The sequence below is a fragment of the Ideonella sp. WA131b genome (genome assembly GCA_023657425.1).
In the GTDB taxonomy this organism is placed as follows: domain Bacteria; phylum Pseudomonadota; class Gammaproteobacteria; order Burkholderiales; family Burkholderiaceae_C; genus Rubrivivax.
Window position 1 is genome coordinate 246,019 of record JAGTJW010000002.1, and the last position, 22,161, is coordinate 268,179.

21 protein-coding genes and 1 pseudogene are annotated in these 22,161 nt (G+C 72.1%); 11 read left to right on the forward strand and 11 right to left on the reverse strand.

All coding sequences use genetic code 11. The features are described 5' to 3' along the window. Positions 1–6 precede the first annotated feature (6 nt). Positions 7–591: a hypothetical protein gene (locus KA711_11190; protein MCM0609535.1), complete on the forward strand. Its 585-nt coding sequence runs from the start codon at positions 7–9 to the stop codon at positions 589–591. 167 nt (positions 592–758) lie between these two features. On the opposite strand, the gene KA711_11195 is transcribed toward KA711_11190, so the two are convergent. Genes KA711_11195 through KA711_11205 form a run of 3 tightly spaced genes read right to left on the reverse strand, consistent with a single transcriptional unit; the run spans position 759 to position 3,716 of the window. Continuing rightward, positions 759–986: a PQQ-dependent sugar dehydrogenase gene (locus KA711_11195; protein MCM0609536.1), complete on the reverse strand. Its 228-nt coding sequence runs from the start codon at positions 984–986 to the stop codon at positions 759–761. A gap of 46 nt (positions 987–1,032) precedes the next feature. Beyond that, entirely contained in the window at positions 1,033–2,775 is a 1,743-nt protein-coding gene (locus tag KA711_11200) for a DHH family phosphoesterase (GenBank protein ID MCM0609537.1), read from the reverse strand. Positions 2,776–2,783: 8 nt separating this feature from the next. Beyond that, complete coding sequence (locus KA711_11205; protein MCM0609538.1) at positions 2,784–3,716, reverse strand: hypothetical protein; 933 nt, start codon at positions 3,714–3,716, stop codon at positions 2,784–2,786. 123 nt (positions 3,717–3,839) lie between these two features. Here KA711_11205 and KA711_11210 point away from each other — a divergent pair, with 123 nt between their 5' ends. The 4 genes from KA711_11210 to KA711_11225 all read left to right on the forward strand — a co-directional run bounded on the left by KA711_11210 (position 3,840) and on the right by KA711_11225 (position 8,176). Beyond that, positions 3,840–5,105 carry a lipoprotein-releasing ABC transporter permease subunit gene (locus KA711_11210; GenBank protein MCM0609539.1) on the forward strand — a complete coding sequence of 422 codons (1,266 nt, stop codon included), beginning with the start codon at positions 3,840–3,842 and terminating at the stop codon, positions 5,103–5,105. After that, positions 5,098–5,784 carry an ATP-binding cassette domain-containing protein gene (locus tag KA711_11215; GenBank protein ID MCM0609540.1) on the forward strand — a complete coding sequence of 229 codons (687 nt, stop codon included), beginning with the start codon at positions 5,098–5,100 and terminating at the stop codon, positions 5,782–5,784. The genes KA711_11210 and KA711_11215 overlap by 8 nt, the downstream gene beginning before the upstream one ends. 13 nt (positions 5,785–5,797) lie before the next feature. Then, complete coding sequence (locus KA711_11220; protein MCM0609541.1) at positions 5,798–6,664, forward strand: PHP domain-containing protein; 867 nt, start codon at positions 5,798–5,800, stop codon at positions 6,662–6,664. Between the two features lie 165 nt (positions 6,665–6,829). Next, entirely contained in the window at positions 6,830–8,176 is a 1,347-nt protein-coding gene (locus KA711_11225; GenBank protein MCM0609542.1) for a DEAD/DEAH box helicase, read from the forward strand. Between the two features lie 15 nt (positions 8,177–8,191). Here KA711_11225 and KA711_11230 read toward each other — a convergent pair whose 3' ends face one another. From KA711_11230 to KA711_11240, 3 genes are read right to left on the reverse strand one after another with little or no spacing between them, the layout of a single operon-like run. Then, positions 8,192–8,533 (reverse strand): FKBP-type peptidyl-prolyl cis-trans isomerase, encoded by a 342-nt coding sequence (locus KA711_11230; GenBank protein ID MCM0609543.1) that lies wholly within the window; start codon positions 8,531–8,533, stop codon positions 8,192–8,194. Continuing rightward, positions 8,530–9,435, reverse strand: coding sequence for a tRNA glutamyl-Q(34) synthetase GluQRS (gene gluQRS, locus KA711_11235; GenBank protein MCM0609544.1), 906 nt, complete (start codon positions 9,433–9,435; stop codon positions 8,530–8,532). The genes KA711_11230 and gluQRS overlap by 4 nt, the downstream gene beginning before the upstream one ends. A gap of 22 nt (positions 9,436–9,457) precedes the next feature. Next, the gene (locus KA711_11240) at positions 9,458–10,441 is read right to left on the reverse strand and encodes a LysR family transcriptional regulator (GenBank protein ID MCM0609545.1); all 984 of its coding nucleotides are present in this window, start codon (positions 10,439–10,441) and stop codon (positions 9,458–9,460) included. Between the two features lie 105 nt (positions 10,442–10,546). Here KA711_11240 and KA711_11245 point away from each other — a divergent pair, with 105 nt between their 5' ends. Next, positions 10,547–11,269: a pirin family protein gene (locus tag KA711_11245; GenBank protein ID MCM0609546.1), complete on the forward strand. Its 723-nt coding sequence runs from the start codon at positions 10,547–10,549 to the stop codon at positions 11,267–11,269. Between the two features lie 31 nt (positions 11,270–11,300). Here the strand turns inward: KA711_11245 and KA711_11250 are convergent, their stop codons facing one another. The 4 genes from KA711_11250 to KA711_11265 form a co-directional block, all read right to left on the reverse strand. After that, positions 11,301–11,519: a hypothetical protein gene (locus KA711_11250; protein ID MCM0609547.1), complete on the reverse strand. Its 219-nt coding sequence runs from the start codon at positions 11,517–11,519 to the stop codon at positions 11,301–11,303. 9 nt (positions 11,520–11,528) lie between these two features. After that, positions 11,529–12,590 carry a methionine synthase gene (locus tag KA711_11255; protein MCM0609548.1) on the reverse strand — a complete coding sequence of 354 codons (1,062 nt, stop codon included), beginning with the start codon at positions 12,588–12,590 and terminating at the stop codon, positions 11,529–11,531. 36 nt (positions 12,591–12,626) lie between these two features. Further along, positions 12,627–14,621: a M3 family metallopeptidase gene (locus tag KA711_11260; GenBank protein ID MCM0609549.1), complete on the reverse strand. Its 1,995-nt coding sequence runs from the start codon at positions 14,619–14,621 to the stop codon at positions 12,627–12,629. A 101-nt stretch (positions 14,622–14,722) separates the two neighbouring features. After that, complete coding sequence (locus KA711_11265) at positions 14,723–15,478, reverse strand: hypothetical protein (protein MCM0609550.1); 756 nt, start codon at positions 15,476–15,478, stop codon at positions 14,723–14,725. Between the two features lie 117 nt (positions 15,479–15,595). Here KA711_11265 and KA711_11270 point away from each other — a divergent pair, with 117 nt between their 5' ends. The 5 genes from KA711_11270 to KA711_11290 all read left to right on the forward strand — a co-directional run bounded on the left by KA711_11270 (position 15,596) and on the right by KA711_11290 (position 20,491). Then, positions 15,596–16,132: an SRPBCC family protein gene (locus KA711_11270; protein ID MCM0609551.1), complete on the forward strand. Its 537-nt coding sequence runs from the start codon at positions 15,596–15,598 to the stop codon at positions 16,130–16,132. A 110-nt stretch (positions 16,133–16,242) separates the two neighbouring features. Beyond that, positions 16,243–16,800 (forward strand): YaeQ family protein, encoded by a 558-nt coding sequence (locus KA711_11275; GenBank protein ID MCM0609552.1) that lies wholly within the window; start codon positions 16,243–16,245, stop codon positions 16,798–16,800. A gap of 89 nt (positions 16,801–16,889) precedes the next feature. Next, complete coding sequence (locus KA711_11280) at positions 16,890–18,953, forward strand: S9 family peptidase (GenBank protein ID MCM0609553.1); 2,064 nt, start codon at positions 16,890–16,892, stop codon at positions 18,951–18,953. 18 nt (positions 18,954–18,971) lie between these two features. Then, a complete protein-coding gene (gene aat, locus KA711_11285) occupies positions 18,972–19,739 on the forward strand; it encodes a leucyl/phenylalanyl-tRNA--protein transferase (GenBank protein ID MCM0609554.1) in 768 nt (255 codons plus the stop codon). Further along, a complete protein-coding gene (locus KA711_11290) occupies positions 19,736–20,491 on the forward strand; it encodes an arginyltransferase (protein ID MCM0609555.1) in 756 nt (251 codons plus the stop codon). Before aat ends, KA711_11290 begins: the two co-directional genes overlap by 4 nt. Here the strand turns inward: KA711_11290 and KA711_11295 are convergent. After that, a pseudogene (locus KA711_11295) lies at positions 20,477–22,156 on the reverse strand (MBL fold metallo-hydrolase). The gene KA711_11290 and the pseudogene KA711_11295 sit on opposite strands and share 15 nt — an antisense overlap. Positions 22,157–22,161: the final 5 nt, after the last annotated feature.

Here is a 22,161-nt window from a genome sequence, read left to right on the forward strand (position 1 = left end):
CTACCGGTGCAGCCAATCACCTGCGACGCCTGCCGTCAGCCCACGCCCGCCCACGATGTCGTGAACTACGGGTCGATGGAGGGCGGCTACCGGCAGCTCTGCGGCCGATGCTTCAACGAGGCGGCCGCCAGCCGCCTCGGTCTGCAGGGGTTCGAGCACGTGGTCTTCGAACCCGTGCGCATGGTCGACGGGCGCGGCGCCGAGCACGAGTTCCGGTTTCGCACCAGGCTGTTCGGGCCCGGCATGGCGATCGACGCGTTCGAGCTGCGCGACGGCAGCCCGGCCGGGTATGAGTTTCAGGTGATCGGGGAGCCAGATGACGACCCTCTGGAGTTGCTAGGCAAGCTCATTGGCAAGATGCGCCGGGCCCTGGCTCTCACCCACATTGAGGACACCGACCACGGCCTGCAGGTGAACGATCGCCTGATCTTGCGTGGCACTGTCGACAGCGATCCCGACGACGACCATCGTGTACCGATGGTCGTCATCGATGGTCGAGAGATCTCCTGGGACGAACTCGGCCGCATGGTGGCGGCTTTCGAGGGCTGGCAGTTCAAGCTGGAGTTTCGCGACCGAAGCGACGAGGTCTGACCGGGCAGATCGCGGAAGCCTCGGGTGCGGATCTCATAGGGCCGCCGGAGCCGAAGCGCACCAATCTGCACGAAAAGTACGGAGCGCGCGGAAGTGCCGAAAACGTAAGTGCTTGTCGTGCAAAGGTTTTTCAGAGCAAAGCGCACCAATCTGCACGAAAAGTACGACTACCCCGCCAGCGGCGCGCCCAGGCGGCCATCGGCCGACACCACCCGCAGCGAGCCGCCCTTTTCGGTGACGAGGCGGCGCCCATCGGGAAGGAAGGCCAGGGCCCAGGCGTCCTGAAGGCCCCGCACCACCGGTTCGGTGCGAATGGGCTGCGCGGTGGCTGGGGCGGTCAGCGCGGCGGCCAGCGCCAAGGCTGCCACGATACGGACTGCGGGATGCTCGGTCATGTCGCGAGGATGCCGCGCCCCGTGTGCCCTTGCCGGCGCGCGGACTTCAGGTCGCGGCCTCGGCGGCTTCCACCACCATCTGCACGCGCTGGCGGCCGTTCCACTCGTCCAGGCTCACGCGGTAGGCCAGGCGGGCCTCGGCGGGCAGGGTCTCGGTGCGGTTGAACCAGATGCCATCGCGCTCCTGGCCGGCGTGGCGCAGGCGCAGCTTCAGGTGCTTCTCGCCCACCAGGCGCTGCTGCAGCACCTGCACCGTATCGCAGAACAAGGGCGGCTCGAAACCCTGGCCCCACACCTGATCGTCGAGCAGAGCCACGGTCTCGGGGTTGAACCACTGCAGGTCCAGCGGGCCGTCGGTGCGCAGCGTGCGCGTGAGCGCGCCGGCGTCGAGCCACTCTCGCGCCACGGCCTCCAGCAGCGACCCGAAGCGCGCCACGGCCAGGGCCGCGGCATCGGCATCGGCATCGCCATCGGCCAGGGTGCAGCCTGCAGCCATGGCGTGGCCGCCAAAGCGCGCCAGCAGCGCCGGGTCGCGCTTGGCCACGAGGTCGAGTGCGTCGCGCAGGTGAAAGCCCGGTATCGATCGTCCCGAGCCCTTGAGCCGCCCGTCGGCCCCGCGCGCGAACACGAAGGTCGGCCGGTGCAGCCGCTCCTTCACGCGGCCGGCCACGATGCCCACCACCCCCTCGTGGAAGCTTTCGTCGAAGAGGGCCAGCGCCGGCGGCGGCGCGGGCGCGGCGTCGGTCAGCAGCGCCAGCGCCTCGTCGGCGCGCTCGCGCATGCCGCCCTCCACCTCGCGCCGCTCACGGTTGATGGCGTCCAGCCGCTGCGCCAGCTCCTGGGCACGCGCGGCGTCGTCGGTGAGCAGGCACTCGATGCCCAGCGTCATGTCGGCCAGCCGGCCGGCAGCGTTGACGCGCGGGCCCAAGGCGAAACCGAAGTCGAAACCCGCGGCGCGGGCCGGCTCGCGCCCGGCCACACGGAACAAGGCCGCCACCCCCGGCTGCATGCGGCCGGCCCGGATGCGCCGCAGGCCCAGCGCGACCAGCCGCCGGTTGTTGGCGTCGAGCTTCACCACGTCGGCCACCGTACCCAGCGCCACCAGGTCCAGCAGCGCATCGAGCCGTGGTTCGGCCCCGGCCGCGTACAGGCCGCGGGCCCGCTGCTCGGCACGCGCCGCCAGCAGCACGTAGAACATCACGCCCACCCCGGCCATCGCCTTGCTGCCGAACTCGCAGCCGGGCTGGTTGGGGTTGACGATGACATCGGCCGCCGGCAGCACGACGGCTCCGTCGTCCACGCGCGGCAGGTGGTGGTCGGTGATGAGCACGGCCATGCCCAGCGCCTTGGCGTGCGCCACGCCTTCCACGCTGGCGATGCCGTTGTCCACCGTGACCAGCAGCCCCGGCTGCTGCGGACGCGCCAGCTCCACGATGGCCGGTGTCAGGCCGTAGCCATGCACCGCGCGGTCGGGCACGACGTAGCCCACCGCGCCGGCACCGAGCATGCGCAGCCCGCGCAGCGCCACGGCGCAGGCGGTGGCACCGTCGCAGTCGTAGTCGGCGACGACGCAGATGCGGCGACCCGCCGCAATGGCGTCGGCCAGCAGCCGGCCGGCGTCGGCCGCGCCCTTCATCGAACCCGGCGGCAGCAACCGCGCCGGACTGGTGTCGAGTTCGTCCGCCGACACCACGCCGCGCGCCGCCAGCAACCGCGCCAGCAGGGGGTGCACACCCTGCTGTTCGAGCGCGTAGGCCAGGCGCGGTGGTGCCGGCCGGGGCTGCAGCAGCGGGGCGGTCACAGCGCGTCGAGCCAGTCGGCCAGCGAGGGGCGGCCCCAGCGTTGCCGCCAGCGCTGCCAGGCCGGGGCCGACGTGTCGCCAAGGGTGACGCTGCCACGCTCCCCACACAGCGTCAGCCGCGCCGGCTGCCCGCGCCGTGTGCGCGTCAGCAGTTCGGCCAGCCCGCCGGCCTCGAGCACATCCCAGGCCTTGCACCAGGCGGCCCAGTCGCCAGCCAGGGCAGGCGCGCGCAAGCCCTCGTGCAGCACCACGCCGGCGGCATCGGCCAGCGGCTGCCGAGCTCCGCAGCCGCTGACCCACACACTGTTGACGGCGTGCAGCCCGCGCTGTTCGCGCCCGGCGTTGATGGGGTGGTCGTGCAGCAACATCTGCACCTCGGCCTGAAGGCGGCGGAGCCGACGCGCCGCGGCATCGCTGCCCAGCCAGGCGTCGACGTTGCGGCCGATCACACGGTCGAGGCTGGCGGTGGGCAGGCCACCCAGGCTCTCGTGCGCGGCGAACCACGCATCCGGGCGGCCCCAGGCCAGCACCCAGCCGTCGCCGGTGAACAGAGGGCGCACGGCCTCGCACAGCGCACGCGACGTCGCCTCGTCGAGCACGAGCGCGGCCGGGTCCACCAGGCTCACCTGTTCGGTGCCCAGGTGCCAGTGCACGGGGGTGAGCTGCGCCCAGGCGAGCGCGCCCGTGTCGATGCCGCAGCGTTCAGCCTCCAGCGCTGCCAAAGGCAGCGCGCCGTCGGCACCCTTCCAGCCCTGGGCCCGCGCGTAGGCGCGCTCGTGCGGGGGCGACAGCGTCCACTCGTCGCCCGCGTCGCGCCCGGCTTCGGGCAGGCGATCGCGCAGCGCCGCCAGCACCGGCCGCTGCAGGCCACGCACGGCGGCGCGGCCTGCATCGGGCAAGGGGGCGGCGTAGGGGACGATCAGGTGCATCGGCCATGGATTATCCCGGCCACCCGACGGCGGGCCGGGGACGGCGGCCACCCACGCTCCCAGGGAGGCCACGGCGCGGCCACGCCCCGGGCCCTGCACCCCCTCGGGTAGCATCCGCGCCCCATGCTCGGGCCTTTCCATGCCCCGTTCGAGTGGCAGATCGGCTGGCGCTACACCCGCGCCGGCCGGAGCGGCCGCCGCAACGGGTTCATCTCGTTCATCAGCGCCATCTCCGTGCTCGGCATCGCCCTGGGCGTGGCGGCACTGATCATCGTGCTCAGCGTGATGAACGGCTTCCAGAAAGAGGTGCGCGACCGCATGCTCAGCGTGGTGGCGCACGTCGAGGTGATGGACGCCACCGGCAGCGCCTTGCCGGACTGGAAGGCCACCGCCGCCAGGGCGTCCGAAGACCCGCGCGTCGTGGGCGCGGCGCCCTTTGTCGTGGCGCAGGCGCTGCTCGGCCGCGGCGACGATCTGCGCGGCGCCGTGGTGCGCGGCATCGACCCCGCCGAGGAACCCAAGGTCACCGACCTGGCCCGCGGCAGCGCCGCGCTGATGGCGCAGCTCAAGCCAGGCGAATGGAACATCGTCGTCGGCGTCGAGCTCGCGCGGCTGCTGGGCGCCGGCATCGGCGACAAGATCACGGTCGTCGCCCCGGGCGGCCAGACGACGCCGGCGGGCGTCGTGCCGCGGTTGCGCCAGTTCACGCTGGCGGGCACCTTCTCGGCGGGCCACTACGAGTACGACAGCGCGCTGGCCCTGATCCACATCGACGACGCGGCGCGCCTGTTCCGCGTCGAGGGACCCATGGGCGTGCAATTGCGCCTCGCCGACGTGATGGACGCGCGCGTGGCCGGCTCCGATCTGCAGGCGCGGCTGGGCGGCGACGTCTTCGTGCGCGACTGGACGCGCATCAACCGCAACTGGTACGACGCCGTGCAGATCGAGAAACGGCTGATGGGCATCATCCTGACGCTGATCGTCGCGGTGGCCGCGTTCAACCTCGTCAGCACGCTGGTCATGACGGTGACGGACAAGCGCGCCGACATCGCCATCCTGCGCACACTGGGCGCGAGCCCACGCTCGATCATGGGCATCTTCATGGTGCAGGGGGCCACGGCCGGCATCATCGGCACGCTCGCCGGCTGCGGCCTGGGGCTGCTCGTGGCCTACAACGTCGACGTCATCGTGCCGGCCATCGAGCGGGCGCTGGGGGTGGCCTTCCTGCCCGGCAGCATCTACCTGATCAGCCGCATGCCCAGCGAGCCCATGGCCTCCGACATCGTGCCGGTGCTCGTCACCTCGCTGGTGCTGGCCTTCGTGGCGACGATCTACCCGAGCTGGCGCGCCAGCCGGGTCAACCCGGCGGAGGCGCTGCGGTATGAGTGAGCCCGCGGCCGGGCCTGTGCTGTTGGCCACCGACCTGCACAAGCGCTTCCGCGAGGGCCGCGGCGACGGCTCGATCGACGTCACCGTGCTGCGCGGCCTGAGCCTGCGTGTGGACCGTGGCGAAACGCTGGCCATCGTCGGCGCCAGCGGCTCGGGCAAGAGCACCCTGCTGCACCTGCTGGGCGGCCTGGACGCCCCCTCCAGCGGCCGTGTGGAGCTGATGGGCCGCGACGTCACCCGCATGAGCCCGGCCGAGCAGGGTGGGTGGCGCAACCGGCACCTGGGCTTCGTCTACCAGTTCCACCACCTGCTGCCGGAGTTCACGGCGCTGGACAACGTGGCGATGCCGCTGCGCATCCGCCGCGACAGCGTGGCCGCGGCGCGCGCAGCCGCGCGCGAGATGCTCGGCAACGTGGGCCTGGGCGAGCGCGTGGCGCATCACCCGGCCGAGCTGTCGGGCGGCGAGCGCCAACGCGTGGCCATCGCACGAGCGCTGGTCACGCGCCCGGCCTGCGTGCTGGCCGACGAGCCCACCGGCAACCTGGACCGCGGCACCGCCGCTGGCGTCTTCGAGCTCATGCTGCAACTGGCAGCGCGCGACGGCACAGCCTTCGTCGTTGTCACGCACGACGAGAGTCTGGCCGCGCGCTGCGGCCGCACGCTGCGCCTGGAGCGCTGACGGCCGCGCGGCAATGGCGCACCACCTCACCAACGCCGACCTGCACAGCCACAGCACGGTGAGCGACGGCACGCTCACGCCCGAAGCCGTCGCCGCGCTGGCCGCCGAGCACGGCGTGGAACTCTGGGCGCTGACCGACCACGACGAGGTCGCCGGCCAGGCGCCCGCACGCGCCGCCGCCCACGCGGCGGGCATCGCCCACCTCACCGGCTGCGAGATCTCGGTCAGCTTCGCGGGCGAGACGGTGCACATCGTCGGCCTCGGCTTCGACGAGACCGACGCCGCGCTGGTGCAGGGCCTGGCCGCCACCCGCGCCGGCCGCACGCGGCGCGCGCGAGAGATGGGCGAGGGCCTGGCGCGGGTGGGCATCACGGGTGCCTACGAGGGCGCGCTGCGCCTGGCCGGCAACCCGGATCTGATCACGCGCACGCACTTCGCGCGCTTTCTCGTCGACGCCGGCGTCTGCCCCAACACGCACAGCGTCTTCACGCGCTACCTGAAGGAAGGTCTGCCGGGCTACGTGCCCACGCAGTGGGCGCGGCTCGGTGACGCGGTGCGCTGGATCACGGGTGCGGGCGGTCTGGCCGTGATCGCCCACCCGGCGCGCTACCGCTTCTCGCCCACGGCCGAGTACGCGCTGATCACCGAGTTCATCGGGCACGGTGGCCGCGGCATCGAGGTCGTCACCGGCAGCCATGGTGTCGCGGACGTCGTCAAGTACGCCGACACGGCGCGCGAGTTCGGCCTGCTGGCCTCGCGCGGGAGCGACTTCCACTCGCCTGCCGAAAGCCGGGTCATGCCCGGCGAATTGCCCGATCTGCCGGGCTCTCTGACGCCTGTGTGGCAGGTGCTGCAGGAGCGCATCACCCGCGCCGCCTGAAAAAGAAGCCTCCGGAGAAACCCGGGATCGCCTACACTCACCGGCTGCCCTGAACCCAGGGCACTCGCTCATCTCCTTCGGCCCTCTTCCTCTTCTTGGTGACTTCGGGCTGGCGGCGATGCCGTCTGCGGGCTCCCTCGCCCGCCTCCGAACCCGGGTCATTCCATGTCCTTCGATACCTTGGGGCTCGCCGAGCCCCTGGTCCGCGCCTTGTCGGTCGCGGCCTACACCGAGCCCACGTCCGTCCAGGCCGAGGCCATTCCCGCGGCGCTTGCCGGCACCGATCTGATGGTGTCCAGCCGCACCGGCAGCGGCAAGACCGCCAGCTTCATGCTGCCCGCTCTGATGCGCGTGCTGGCGCTTCGCGAGAGCGAACCGCGGCCAGCGCCGATGCCGCGCCCCGAGGGCGGCCCGCGCGGCCCCCGCTTCGTGCCGCAAGGCCCCAGCGTGCTGGTGCTCGCACCCACGCGCGAGCTCGCGCTTCAGGTGGCCAAGGCCGCCAGCGACTACGGCCGCTTCATCCCCGGCCTGCGCGTGGCCACCGTGGTGGGCGGCGTGCCCTACGGCGCGCAGTTGCGCGCGTTGTCGGGCCCGCTGGACATCCTCATCGCCACCCCCGGCCGCCTGCTCGACCACCTGGGCGCCGGCAAGCTGCCGCTGGGCCGCGTCGGGATGTTCGTACTCGACGAAGCGGATCGCATGCTCGACATGGGCTTCATCGACGACATCCATGCCGTTGCCCAGGCGCTGCCGCAACCGCGCCAGACGGTGATGTTCAGCGCCACCTTCTCGGGGCCTGCCGGCCGCCTGGCCGAGGAACTGCTGCGTCAGCCCCGCCGCATCGAGGTGGCCTCGCACACCGAGACGCATGCCGACATCGAGCAGCGCCTGCATTGGGCCGACGACCTGCGCCACAAGAACGCCCTGCTCGACCACATCCTGACCACGCGCGAGGTTGACCAGGCCCTGGTGTTCACGAGCACGCAGCGCGACGCCGAGGCGCTGGCCCTGCGTCTGGCCGACATGGGCCACGCCGTCGATGCGCTGCACGGCGGCATGCCGCAGGGCCGACGCAACCGCGTGCTCGACGGTCTGCGCAACCGCCGCCTGCGCGTGCTGGTGGCCACCGACGTGGCCGCGCGCGGCATCGACGTCAAGACCATCAGCCACGTGATCAACTACGGCCTGCCGATGAAGGAGGAGGACTACGTCCACCGCATCGGCCGCACCGGGCGGGCCGGCCGCACGGGGCTGGCGGTGACCCTGGCCGAACGCCGCGACTTCGGCATGGTGCAGCGCATCCAGCGCTTCACCACACAGCGCATCCCGGCGGCCACGATCAGCGGCCTGGAGCCGCGCACGCCAGAGCCCGCGCCGCGTGCCAAGCCGGGCTTCGGCGCCAAGCCGGGCGGCTTTGGTGTCAAGCCCGGGCCCAAGCGCTTCGGCAACGGGCCCAAGCCGGGCTACGGCAAGCCGTTCGCGCGCGGCGGCGCGGCCAAGCCGGGGCGCTGAGCCCCGCGGCCGTCGTCAGACGGCCAAGAGGTCGACCTCGAACACCAGGGTGGCGTTCGGCGGGATCACCCCGCCGGCACCGCGGGCGCCATAGCCCAGCTCGGGCGGGATGGTGAGCACCCGTGTACCGCCGACCTTCATGCCCTGCACGCCCTCGTCCCAGCCGCGGATCACCTCGCCATGGCCGAGGCCGAAGCTGAAGGGCTGGCCGCGGTCCTTGCTGCTGTCGAACTTGCGGCCACGCGCGTTGGCGGCCGACGGGTCATGCAGCCAGCCGGTGTAGTGCACGCGCACACGCTGCCCGGCGTGGGCTTCGGCACCGGTGCCGACGACGGTGTCTTCGATCTGCAGGCTCATCGGGTTCCTTCCGGGAGACGGTGGTCAGGGGCCGCGATGATGCCAGCCCAGGCCGTCACGGCCGCGGCCAGCCCCTCGGCCACGCCGCCCGAGACCGGTAGCTGCATCCCCAACACAGCCGCGGCGGCGGCGAGCGCGGCCGACGGGTCGGCCAGGTCCAGCGGCCTGGCGCCGTTCTGCTTGCTGAGCTTGTGGCCGTCGACCGCCCGCACCAGGGGCGTATGGAGGTAGCGTGGGGTCGGCAGGCCCAGCGCACGCTGCAGCGCGATCTGGCGTGCGGTGTTGTCGGCCAGGTCCTCGCCGCGAACGACGTCGGTGATGCCCTGCGCCGCATCGTCCACCACCACGGCGAGTTGGTAGGCCCACAGGCCGTCGGCGCGCTTGAGCACCAAGTCACCGACGTCGGCCCTCAGGTCCTGGGTCTGCAGGCCCAGGCGCCGGTCGGTCCAGTCCATGACGCCGTCGACGCGCAGCCGCACCGCGCGCGGTGGCTTGCCCTGCAGCCCGTTGCGGCAGGTGCCGGGGTAGACACGCTCGCCGAAGCGCAGGGGCGGGCGACCGGCGGCGACCAGCGCCGCGTCGATGTCGGCGCGCGTGCAGCCGCAGTCGTAGGCATGGCCCGCATCGCGCAACGACTGCAGCGCCGCCGCGTAGGCCGCGCTGCGCGTGTGCTGCCACAGCACAGGCTCGTCGGGGTGCAGGCCGCAGGCGGCGAGCTGGCCGAGGATGGCCTCGCCGGCACCGGCCACGCAGCGCGGCGTGTCGACGTCCTCGATGCGCACGAGCCAGGCGCCGCCGTGCACACGTGCATCCAGCCAGCTGGCCAGCGCCGCCACCAGCGAGCCGGCGTGCAGCAGCCCGGTCGGCGAGGGCGCGAACCGGCCGCAATAGCGCGCACGGATGCTGCTCACCACCACCCGGCCGCTACACGCGCCAGACGTGGCGATCGATCAGCGAGCGCCGCGTGGCCGCGCTCTCCAGCTGCTTGAGCCACCACTGCAGCGCACGCCCCAGACCCAGCGCGCTGCGCTCGGCGCGCCAGGCGTAGTGCATGCGCGCCACCGGGTTGGCGCGCACGGTGGCCTTTTGCACCAGACGGCCGGCCTCGACCAGCGGCCGCGCCATCGGTTCGGGCAGGTAACCGCAGCCCAGGCCGCGCACCAGCGCCTCGAGCTTGGCGCGCATCGTCGGCACCGTCAGGACGTCCTGGCCCGGCAGCAGGTTCACGGTGAGCGGTGCCAGGCGTTGCGCGGTGTCGGCCACGGCCACGGCGCGGTGGTGCACGAGCTCGGCGTCGTCCAACGGCTCCGCGACCGCAGCCAGCATGTGGTGCGGCGCCACACAGTAGATGAAGGGCATCTCGCCCAGCTCGCGGAGTTCGATGCTGCCGGGGTTGCGGTGCTCGCCGCTCACACCGATGGCCAGCTCGACCTGGCCACTGACCAGCGCCTCCCAGGTGCCGGCCAGCACGTCGCTGCGGATGCGCAGCCGCGTGCCGGCATCGCCGTGGTCCTGGCAGAAGGCCTCGACGAGTTCGAACACCGTCGTTGGCGACAGGATGTCCTCGACACTGATCGACAGCTCGGTCTCCCAGCCGCCGGCCACGCGCCGCACGCGGCTGGCCACGGCCTGCATCTCCTGCAGCAGCCGGCGGCCCTCGTGCAGCAGCTCACGGCCAGCGTCGGTGAGCTGCGCCTGGCGCGAGCTGCGATCGAACAGCAGCGCATCCAGGCTCTCCTCGAGCTGGCGCACGCTGTAGGTCAGCGCCGAGGGCACCTTGCCGAGCTCGCGCGCCGCGGCGGCAAAGCTGCCCGTGCGCGCGATGGTGTCCACCATCATCAGCGCATCGGGCGTAAGCGCCTGGTGGTGCTGGGGACGGGCGCTGCCGCCGGGGGCCTTGTCGAACATGGCTTCATCTTATTTGAACGCGGCCTTGAAGCCCGCTCGCCCGCCGCGCGTCGGCCCGCGCGCACCATGCCGGTCATCGATCACCTTTGGGCCCGGAGGTCCGACATGCTCACCCTGCGCCGCTCGGCCGACCGTGGCCACGCCGACCACGGCTGGCTCAAGAGTTTCCACAGCTTCAGCTTCGCCGACTACTTCGACCCCGCGCACATGGGTGTGGGCAACCTGCGGGTCATCAACGAGGACCGCATCGCGCCCGGCACCGGCTTCGGCACGCACGGCCACCGCGACATGGAGATCGTCAGCTACGTGCTCGACGGCGCGCTGGCTCACCAGGACAGCATGGGCAACGGCACGGCTGCCGGCCAGGCCGACGGCGTCATCCGCCCCGGCGACGTGCAGCGCATGAGCGCCGGCACGGGCGTGATGCACAGCGAGTTCAACCACCAGCCCGACCGGGCCACGCACTTTCTGCAGATCTGGATCATCCCCAGCCGGCGCGGCATGACGCCCGGCTACGAGCAGAAGCACTTCGCGCCCGAGGTCAAGCGGGGCCGCCTGGCGCTGGTGGCCTCGCCTGATGGCGAGCAAGGCAGCGTGACGATCCACGCCGATGCGCGCATCCGTGCCGGCCTGTTCGATGGCAGCGAGCACGCCGAGCTCGCACTTGACCCCTCGCGCATCGCCTACGTGCACGTGGCGCGCGGCGCGCTGCGCGTCAACCAGCGCGCGCTGCAGGCCGGGGACGCGCTGCGCCTCGACGGCGAGCCGGCGTTGGTGCTGGAAGGTGGCGAGGCTGCCGAGGTGCTGGTGTTCGATCTCGCACCCTGACCAGCGGCGCGCGCGGGCGCCTGCGGCGGCGTCAGCGGGCCGGCGGCTCGGTGCGCAACAGGACCCAGGCGGCCAGCAGGCCGGCGCCCACGTTGAGCAGCGCCACCAGGCCCACCACGAGCAGCCCGGCGGTGTTCAGCGGCAGCGCGCGCAGCGCCCAGCCGCAGACCGAGGACAGCGCGTCGAAGCCGACCATCATCCAGAACATCGGGTTGCGTGGCTGCCACAGCCGCTGCCACTTCACCGCCATGGCGCGGCCTCAGGCGGCGGCCCGGACGAGGCGCTCAGTGGCCAGGCGCGCGCCGGCCACCAGGGCGGCCAGCTTGGCCTCGGCGACCTCGCGGCCCATCGGCGCCAGGCCGCAGTTGGTGCAAGCGATCAGCTTGGCCGCCGGCACGAAGCGCAACGCGGTGCCGATGGTGTCGGCCACCTCCTCGGGCGTCTCGATGGCTTCGCTGGCGACGTCGATCACACCCACCATGACCTCCTTGCCCGCCAGCAAGGCCATCAGGTCGGGCGGCACGTGCGAGTGGAAGCACTCCAGACTCACCTGGTCGATGCGGCTCTGTGCCAGCGCCGGGAACACCCGCTCGTACTGGCGCCACTCCTCGCCCAGTGTCTTCTTCCACTGCACATTGGCCTCGATGCCGTAGCCGTAGCAGATGTGCACGGCGGTCTTGCACGCGCGGCCCCGATGGGCCGCGCTCCAGGTGCCCAGGCCCTGCGCGGCGCGCTCCAGCGCCTTCGCGCCCCAGTCGGCGGCCTCGTCCATGTAGACGTTGAAGGCTGGCTCGTCGAACTGGATCACGTCCACGCCGTCGGCCTCGAGCGCCAGGGCCTCCTGGTTGAGCAGCTCGGCAAAGGCGAAGGCCATCTTCACGCGGTCGCCATAGAAGCGGTCGGCCACGGTGTCGCAGATCGTCATCGGCCCGGGGAGCGTGAACTTCACCTGCCGCGTGGTGTGCGCGCGCAGGAAGCGCGCCTCGGTGGCGTGCACGCGGCCGCGCAAGGCCAGCGGTGCCACCACCTGCGGCACCATGGCCTTGTAGCGGTCATTGCGGATGCCCATCTCGACCTTGTTGACGCGGTCGATGCCATCCACCTGCTCGAGGAAACCGTGCACGAAGTGCTGGCGGCTCATCTCGCCGTCACCAATGACGGAAAGCCCGGCGTCTTCCTGGGCCTTGATCCACAACAGTGTGGCGTCGAGCTTGGCCCGCGCCAGGTCGTCGCCCGCGGCCTTCCACTGCGGCCAGAGCTTGCGGGTCTCCGCGAGCCAGGCGGGTTTGGGCAGACTGCCGGCGATGGCGGTGTCGAACATGGTGATCAGGCGGGTCTTGGGTGCGGGGCGCGGAGCTTAACTCCGATGCCCAAGCTCCTCACCCGCGCCGAGCAGGCCACGCTGCGCGAGCAGGGGCTCCAGCCGCGGCGGGCGGCCACGAAAGGCCGCAAAAGCCGCGTTCGGCTCGACCCCGTTGCCCGCCGCGTAGATGTGGCGCTGCAGCCGCGTCGCAACCTCGGCGTCGAAGGGGCCCGCGCCCTCGGTGAAGGCACCCCAGCCGTCGGCCTCGAGCACCTCGGCCCACAGGTACACGTAGTAGCCGGCGGCGTAGCTGCTGCCCGAGAACAGATGCTGAAAGTGCACCAGGCGGTGGTTGATGCCGCAGCCCGCAGGCAGCCCGGCCCGGGCCAGGAACTCGGTCTCCCAGGCGCAGACCTCGGCCGGCGGTTCGGCCTCGCTGCGGGCGTGCAGCGCCAGATCGAGCAGGGCGCTGGCGGTATAGCGCACGGTCTCGTAGGCCTGGTTGCAGTGCTGCGCGCGCTGCAGCCGGGCGATCAGCGCCTCCGGCATGGGCTCGCCGGTCTGCCAGTGCCGGGCGTGCTCGCGCAACACCGCGGGCTCGGCAATCCAGTGCTCGAACAGCTGCGACGGCAGCTCGACGAAGTCGCGCAGGACCTGGGTGCCCGACAGGCGCTGGAAGCGCAGGTCAGACAGCAGCCCGTGCAGGCCATGGCCGAACTCGTGGAACAGCGTGCGGGCGTCGTCCAGCGACAGCAGCGTCGGACCGCCCGCCTCGCCGCGCGCGAAGTTGTTGTTGTTCAGGATGATGGGCGTCTGCGCCTGGCCGTCGGCGGTGTTGCGGACCTGCCAGCGCAGCGCGTTCATCCAGGCGCCGCTGCGCTTGCCAGGCCGCGCGAAGTTGTCCTGCAGGAACAGCCCCTGCACCGCGCCATCGGCCGCGCGCACCTCGTAGGCGACGACGTCGGGGTGGTAGACGGGCAGGTCATCGCGGCGCTCGAACCGCAGGCCGAACAGCCGCCCGGCACACGCGAACGCCGCCTGCACGACGCAGCCGAGCTCGAAGTAGGGCTTGATCTCGGCGTCATCCAGAGCAAAGCGCTCGCGACGCAGGCGCTCGGCCCAGAAGCGCCAGTCCCATTCGCGCAGGGGCTGGCCGGCCTGCGCGGGCAGCGCGGCGTCGCGCAGCGACTCCAGCTCGCGGCGATCGGCCAGCGCGCGCGGCACGGCGCGCTGCCAGACGGCCTGCAGCAAGGCTTCGACCCGCTCGCGCGTGCCGGCCATGGTGTCGGCAAGCGCGAAGTCGGCATAGCAGGCATGGCCCATCAGGCCAGCGAGTTCGTGGCGCACGCGCAGGATCTCGCACACCACCGGGCGGTTGTCCAGCGCGCCGTCTTGCTCGCCGCGGCCAACCCAGGCGCGCCAGACCTGCTCGCGCAGGTCGGCGCGTTCGCTGAAGCTCAGGAACGGCACCACCAGCGAGCGGGCCAGCGTCACCAGGGCACCGGGCAGGCCGCGGTCCTGCCCGGCCTGGCGCGCGGCGGCACGCACAAACGGCGGCAGGCCGGCCATCGCGGCGGCATCCGGCAGCGGCAACTGCCAGTCGGCTTCGGCGCGGAGCACGTTCTGCGCGAAGCGCGTGTGCAGTTCGGCCAGGGCCTGCATCAGCTCGGTGTGGCGCTGGCGCTGCGGCGGCGGCAGCCGGGCACCGCTGCGCACGCAGTCGAGGTGCTGCCGCTCCAGCAAGCGCAGCGACTCCGTGTCCAGGCCCAGCGTGGCGCGGCGTTCGTGCAGCGCATCCAGCCGCAGGAAGAAGGCGGTGTCGGTGTGGACCGCGCTGTGGAGCGCCGCCAGCGGCGCCGCCAGGCGGCGCTGCACCGCCTGCAGGGCGTCCGACGTGGCCGAAGCGCACAGCGTGCTGAACAGCGCCTGCAGCTGACCAAACCGGCGGCCGGCGCGGTCGAAGGCGGCACAGGTGTTGTCGAAGTCGGCCGGGCCGGCTTGGGCGCCCAGCGCAGCCACCTCGTCGCGGTGCTCCTGCATCGCCTGCATCAGCGCCGGCTCGAAATGCGCCGGCTCGATGGCGCCGAAGGGCGGCAAGCCGTGCGGCGCCGTCCAATCGGCCAGGAGAGGCTGCCCCACCCTGCCGGCGCTCACCGGCCGGCCTTGATGGCGATCTCGTCGTCCTCGCGGTAGCGTCGGTCGGCACAGCTGGTGACCCAGCCCTTGCGCTCTTCTTCGAGCTTGGCGCCGGTCTGGTTCCAGGCGTTGTTGCGCTGGTTCCAGTCGGCGATCGCGGCGTCGAGCTGCCGAGCCTTGGCGTTGAACGCGGCGATGATCTTCTCGCTGTCGGCCGTGATGCTGCCGCGTTCGGCTTCCAGTTCCGTCTGGGCCTTCTGAAGCGCCTCGCGCTCGGTGTTCAGGCGCAGGCGTTCGCGCTCGCCGGCCGGCCCCGCGGGCGGACGGGCATTGAAGGCCTCGATGTCGCGGTTCCAGGCCACCACACGTGCCGCGTGCGCCTCCATGCGGCCACGGAACTCGGTGACGCGCGCGGACGCGGCATCGACCTGGGTGCGCTCGGCGCGCAGTGCCTCCTGCTGAGCGGCGATGCCCTCGCGCTCGCGATCCAGCGGCGCGCGCGCCTGCTGGTGCTCGGCGATGCGCAGCCGGATCGACTCTTCCTGGCCGAGGCAAGCGCGCAGTTCATCGCGGGTGAGGATGGGTTGGCGCGAGGCCGCGCCGGTTCCGCCACTGAGCGTGGCCGTGCGCTCGCCAGCGGATGCCGTCGGGCTGGCCGCCGGGCGTGCGGGGGCCGGCTTGGCGGCGGGTTGCGGGGACGTCTGAGCCACTGCCTGCGACGCGGGCAGAGCAGCGCTGGCCAGCAGCAGCAGCAACGGTGTGAGCTTCATCGTGGGCACTGCCTCGGGGTCGGTCGGTCCGGACGGGCGCGGATTCTGCCACCCTTGCCGTCGCGGCCCGGGGCGCCGACACTCGGGCGCCACCCACGCACCGCTGGAGACCCCGAGATGGTGAAGACCCTGCTGAAGGCCTTGTTCACGCTGGTTGCGATCGCCGGCCTCGTGCTCACGGCCGGCAGCCTGCTGTTGTCGCGCGAGTTCGTGGTCGAACGTCGTCTGGTGATGGCTGCGCCGGCCGAGCGCGTGTTCGAAGAAGTGGCCGACCCGCGGCGCTGGGCGGCGTGGTCGGCCTGGAACCGGCGCGATCCGGCCATGCAGATCACCTACGAGGGCCCGTCCAGCGGGACGGGCGCGGCCTGGGCCTGGCGCAGCGCCACCGAGGGCGACGGACGCATGAGCTTCACGGCCGCCGAGCCTGGACGGCGCCTGGCCTACGACCTGGCCTTCGCCGAGTTCGGCACCACGTCCAAGGGCGAAATCCGCCTCATGCCCACGGCCGCTGGCACCGAAGTGATCTGGGTGATGCAGGGTGACATGGGAAGCAACCCGATGTACGGCTGGTTTGCGCTGTTTGCCGACCGCATGGTGGGCCCGGACTTCGAAACCGGACTCGCCAACCTGAAGGTCCTCGTCGAAGGGCGTTGAGAGACCCCGGGGCCGCGCCGGGTCCGCAACGCGCTGTGGCACAGTCCCTTGCCGCGCCGTGCCCCGCGCCCTTGAGTTTGCCCACCGATGCCCCGCCCGATCGCCGCCCCATGGCGCTGAAGTCCACCGTCTACAAGGCCGCCGTCCAGGTGGCCGACATGGACCGCAACGTCTACGCGACGCATGCGCTGACGCTGGCGCTGCACCCCTCCGAGACTGAAGAGCGGCTCATGGTGCGTGTCCTGGCCCATGCCCTGCTGGCCGACACGTCGGAAGGCGCCGACGCGCTGCAGGCCGCGCGTGGCTTGTCCGACGTCGACGAGCCCGACCTCTGGCAGCACGACCTCTCCGGCCGCCTGCTGCGCTGGGTGGAGATAGGACAGCCCGACGACCGCCGCCTTGCCAAGGCCTGCGGCCGGGCCGACCGCGTCAGCGTCTACGCCTACGCCGGCAGCGTGCCGGTGTGGTGGGCGGCGCTGCGCGGCAAGGTGGCGCGACTGTCCAACCTGGCGGTCTGGCAGCTCCCCGCAGCGCAGAGCCAGGCCCTGGCCGGCCTGGCGCAGCGTTCGATGCAGCTGCAGGTGACGGTGCAAGACGGCCTGGTCTGGGTGGCCGACGGCACCCGCTCGGTCGAACTGCAGCCCCAGGCCCTCTGGCCCGCGACCTGACGATGCCGATCGTGCGCGTGCTGGTCATCCTGGCGCTGCTCGTGCTGCCGCTGGCAGCCCACCCTGCTCCACGCTCCGCTGGTGCGACGATGAACCCCGACGACGACCCCTTCCTCTGGCTCGAAGACGTCACCGGCGAGCGCGCGCTGGCCTGGGTGCGCGAACGCAACGCCCTCACCGAAGCCGCGCTCATGGCGCGGCCCGGATTCGCCGAGCGCGAGCGCACCATCCTCGAGGTGCTGGACTCGCGCGACCACATCCCCACCATCAGCCGCATTGGCGACCGCGTCTACAACCTGTGGCGCGACCCCGCCAACCCGCGCGGCCTGTGGCGCCGCACGACGCTCGAGGAGTACCGCAAGCGGGAGCCCGCCTGGGAGACCGTGCTCGACCTCGACGCCCTGGGCAGGGCCGAGAGCGAGAACTGGGTTTGGGGCGGCGCCACCTGCCACGGGCCCGCCTACCGGCGCTGCCTGTTGCAGTTGTCGCGCGGAGGTGCCGACGCGACGGTGATGCGCGAGTTCGACCTCGTCGGCAAGCGCTTCGTGTCGCCGGCCGAGGGCGGCTTCCGCCTGCCGGAAGCCAAGAGCCTGTCGGCCTGGGCCGACGCGGACACCATCTGGGTCGGTACCGACTTCGGACCGGGCTCGCTCACCCAAAGCGGCTACCCGCGCATCGTCAAGCGCTGGCAGCGCGGCACGCCGCTGGCCGACGCGAAGACAGCCTACGAGGGCCGCGCCCAGGACGTGGTCGCCTTCGTCAGCGTCGACCTGACCCCCGGATTCGAGCGCACCGTCTTCTACCGCGCACCCGACTTCTACAGCACCGAGATGGCGCTGCAAGTGGGCGAGCGCCTGGTGCCGCTGCCCATGCCACCGGACGCCACTCTGCGCTTCTGGCGCCGCCATGTGCTGATGGAGCTGCGCAGCGACTGGCAGCCGGGTGAGCAGCGCTTCGCGCGCGGCGCGTTGCTGGTGGCCGACGCCGAGGCCTACCTGGCCGGCCAGGCGCACTGGACGCTGCTGTTCATGCCCAGCGCCACGCGCTCGCTGGTGGACACCGTCACGACACGCAGCCGCCTGATCCTCAATGTGCTGGACAAGGTCGCCAACCGGCTGGAGGAATGGACGCCTCCCGATCGGCCTGGCGCCCCCTGGACCCGACGCGAGGTGCAGGCCCCGCACCCCGGGCGGCTGTCGGTGGTGCCTCTGCACGATCCGAGGGTGGCCGACGACCCTCTGGCCGAACACCTGCTGTTGAGCAGCGCCGACTTCCTGCAGCCCGACGCGCTGTGGCTGCTGCGCACCGGCGAAGACGCCCGCGAGCAGCTGAAGTCGAGGCCCCGTCTGTACGACGCCGAGGGCATGCGCGTCGAGCAGCGCTTTGCCATCAGCCGCGACGGGGTGCAGGTGCCCTACTTCGTGATCTGGCCCCGGGGTGCAAAGGCTGACGGCCGCAACCCCACGCTGCTGTATGGCTACGGCGGCTTCGAGGTGCCGATGACGCCCTGGTACAGCGGCAGCGTGGGCCGCGCCTGGACGACGCAGGGCGGCGTCTACGTGCTGGCCAACATCCGCGGCGGCGGCGAATTCGGGCCGGCCTGGCACCAGGCCGCGCTGCTGGGGGAGCGCCAGAAGAGCTTCGACGACTTCATGGCCGTGGCCGAGGCGCTGGTGCGCGAGGGCATCACCAGCCCGCAGCAGCTCGGCATCCAGGGCGGCAGCAACGGCGGCCTGCTCGTCGGCGCGGTCATGCTGCAAAGGCCAGAACTGTTTGGCGCCGTCGTCAGCCAGGTGCCGCTGCTGGACATGCGCCGCTACCACCGCCTGCTGGCCGGCGCCAGCTGGATGGCCGAGTACGGCGATCCCGACCGGCCCGAGCATTGGGCTTTCATCTCGCGCTACAGCCCGTACCACAACGTGCGGCCCTCCCTGAAGCTGCCACCGGTGCTGTTCGTCACCAGCACCCGCGACGACCGCGTGCACCCGGGGCACGCCCGCAAGATGGCCGCCCGCATGCTGGAGCAAGGGCATCGTGTCTGGTTGTGGGAGAACACCGAGGGTGGCCATGGCGGCGCCGCCGATAACGCGCAGCGCGCGCGCATGCAGGCCCTCGAGTACGCCTTTCTCTGGCAACAACTGGCAGGCCGCTGACGCCAGACGGCACGCCCGATGTCGCTGCTGCACTGGATCGACGACGGGCAGCCGCTGCCGAACGCCTCCTTGGCGCTGGGCCCGGGCACCGAGGCCCCGGGGCTCGTGGCGGCCGGCGGCCGCGTCACGCCCGATCGGCTGCTCGAGGCCTACCGCGCCGGCATCTTCCCCTGGTACAGCCCCGGCCAGCCGGTGCTGTGGTGGAGCCCAGACCCGCGCATGGTGCTGCCCGTGGCCGAGTTCCGCCTGTCACCTTCGCTCAAGAAGACGATTCGCCGCTTCCTGCGGACACCCGGCTGCGAGGTCCGCGTCGACCTCGACCTGGCCGCCGTCATCGGGGCCTGCGCGGGCACGCCGCGCGAAGGCCAGGAAGGCACCTGGATCGTGCCGGCGATGCGCGACGCCTACGTGGCCTGGGGGGCCATGGGGCAGGTGCACAGCGTGGAGACCTGGGTTCAGGGCCGGCTGGTCGGCGGGCTGTACTTCGTGCTGCTGGGCCGCATGGCCTACGGCGAGTCGATGTTCTCGCACGCCACCGACGCGAGCAAGATCGCGCTGGCCGCACTGGTGGCGGGCTGTCGGCGCCGCGGCATCGCCTGGATCGACTGCCAGCAGAACACCCGCCACCTGGCCAGTCTGGGCGCCCGTGAGGTGCCGCGCGAGCGCTTCCTGGAACACGTCTGGCGTGCCTCGAGAGAACAGGGACCCGCGGCCTGGACCTATGATCCGGACGACTGGGCGCTGCTGCTGGAGCCGCCCGTGACGCCCCTGCCCTCCCCCGCGTGACGCACCCGAAGGAATTGCCGCTGCGGTCGTTGCAGTTCTATGCAACGGCCCCCTACCCATGCAGCTACCTGCCCGAGCGCCAGGCGCGCTCGCAGGTCGCCACGCCCAGCCACCTCATCCACGCCGAGACCTACTCGGGCCTGGTGGCCAGCGGCTTCCGGCGCAGTGGCATGTTCACCTACCGACCCTGGTGCGATGGCTGCCACGCCTGCGTGCCCTTGCGCGTGCCGGTGGAGCGCTTCCGGCCGACACGCAGCCAGAAGCGCGCGCAGCGGCAGCATGGTGCCCTCGTCTCACGCGTGCTGCGTCTGGGCTTCGTGCCCGAGCACTACCAGCTCTACCTGCGCTACCAGACCGGACGTCATGCCGGCGGCGGCATGGACCAGGACAGCGTCGACCAGTACACGCAGTTCCTGCTGCAAAGTCGCGTCAACTCGCGCCTCGTGGAATTCCGTGAGGCCGGGAGCGACGGCCAGACCGGGACGCTGAAGATGGTGAGCATCCTCGACGTGCTGTCCGACGGCATCTCGGCCGTCTACACCTTCTACGAGCCCGAGCCGCACACCAGCTACGGCACCTACAGCATCCTGTGGCAAATCGAACAGACGCGCATCCTGAACTTGCCGCACGTGTACCTGGGCTACTTGATCGCGCAGAGCCCGAAGATGGCCTACAAGGCGAAGTTCGGGCCCCATCAGGTGCTGGTGGACGGCGCCTGGCGCCACACGGACGGATCCTCAGCCGACCGCTGACCAGCCCTCTCCGGCCCCCACGGCACGGCCTTCGCTCTGCAGCTTGAGCAGGTGCGCCAGCAGCGAGCGCGCAGCCACGCCGTGCAGCGCGGCGGGAACGTCGTCGTAGACGCGCGGCAGCAGCGCCTCCAGCGGCTGCGGCGCGGCCGTGAGGGCCTGCAGCACCTTGGCCTCGCGGCGCAAGCGGTGGGCCACCAGCGCGTCGATCACCGCAGGCGGCTCCGCGACCAGAAAACCGTGCCCCGGCGCCAGCCAGTGCAAGAGGCGCGTGCCCTCGTCGTGCGCCCGGCGCAGCGTGCGCAGCGACTCCAGGTAGGCCGCCATGTCGCCATCGGGCGGGTTGATGACGACAGTGGAGCCTTGCATCAGGTGGTCGCCGGTGAACAGCAGCCGCTCCGACTCGAGCCACCAGCACAGGTGGTTGCTGGCATGGCCCGGCGTGTGCACCGCGTGAAGGCTGAGACCGTCACCGAGATCGAGCCGCTCGCCGTCGGCCGGCTCGTGGTCCGGGCGGAAGCTGTCGTCCTGCCACATCCGGTGGCCGGCGAGCCGGCCCCACACCGGCGCGCCAGTGGCAGCGGCCAGCGGTGAAGCGCCGGGCGAGTGGTCGCGGTGCGTGTGGGTGGCCAGAATGGCCAGCGGCCGCCCGCCCGCGGCTGCAGGCAGCGCGGCCTTCAGCGCCTGCAGGTGGCCCTCGTGGGCCGGTCCGGGATCGATCACCACCCAGCGGCTGCCGCTGCCCACCAGGTAGCTGTTGGTGCCCGGGCCCGTCATCGGCCCGGGGTTGGGCGCGGTGATGCGCGCCACGTTGGGTGACAGCCACACGACGCGCCCCGGCAGCAGTTCGGCCAAGACATCGGCACGCCCTTCGGGATCGAGGCGGCCGATCTCGGCGTAGGGCAACTCGTGCGGCAGCACGACCACCGGCTTGCCGGCGCGCACGGCGCGGCGCGGCATCACGCACGGCGTCGGTCCGCGGTCGCGCGCAGCCGCCAGCGCCGCAGCCACATCGGCGAAGGCGGCCAGCTCCTTCAGCGTCACGGCGGTCACCGGCAGCAGCTTCAGGCCCCGCCCGGGCGACAGGGCCTCGGCCGGTGTGAGCCACATCAAGTCGACGGCCTCGGCGAGATCGGGCACGGCCTGCTGGCCCGCCGGTGCTTCGGCGACAAAGAATCGCGTATCGAAACGCTTGGGGCTGCCCGGTGGGGTGAGCCAGTGGCTGTGATAGGCCAGGCCACTCAAGTCGATCGTCAGCCTGGCGGCGTCGCAGAGCATGCCCATGGTGGCTTCGTTGCGGTGCAGCCGGTCGCGCCAGGGTGCAAGCGCGAGCGCCTGGGCGGGTGTCACGGCATGGCCGTCGGCGCCATGGGCGATCAGCAGGCCGACCTCCTCGAAGGTCTCGCGCACCGCGGCGATGGCGTAGTCCATGCCGCCGGCAGGCAAGCCCATGCGCGCACTGAGCGCTGCGTCGTCGGCGCCATGCACGCGGCCGTAGACCTCGTGATCGCGTGGGTCGAGCACGCCGCCTGGGAAGACCGTCACGCCGCTGCGCAGGTCGCCCTGGCGTTCGGCGCGGCGCAGCATCAGCACCTCCAGGCCCGGCTCGCCGTTGCGCAGCAGGATCAGCGACGCCGCGCGGCGCGCGTCGGCGGGTGTCTGGTGCACGGCAG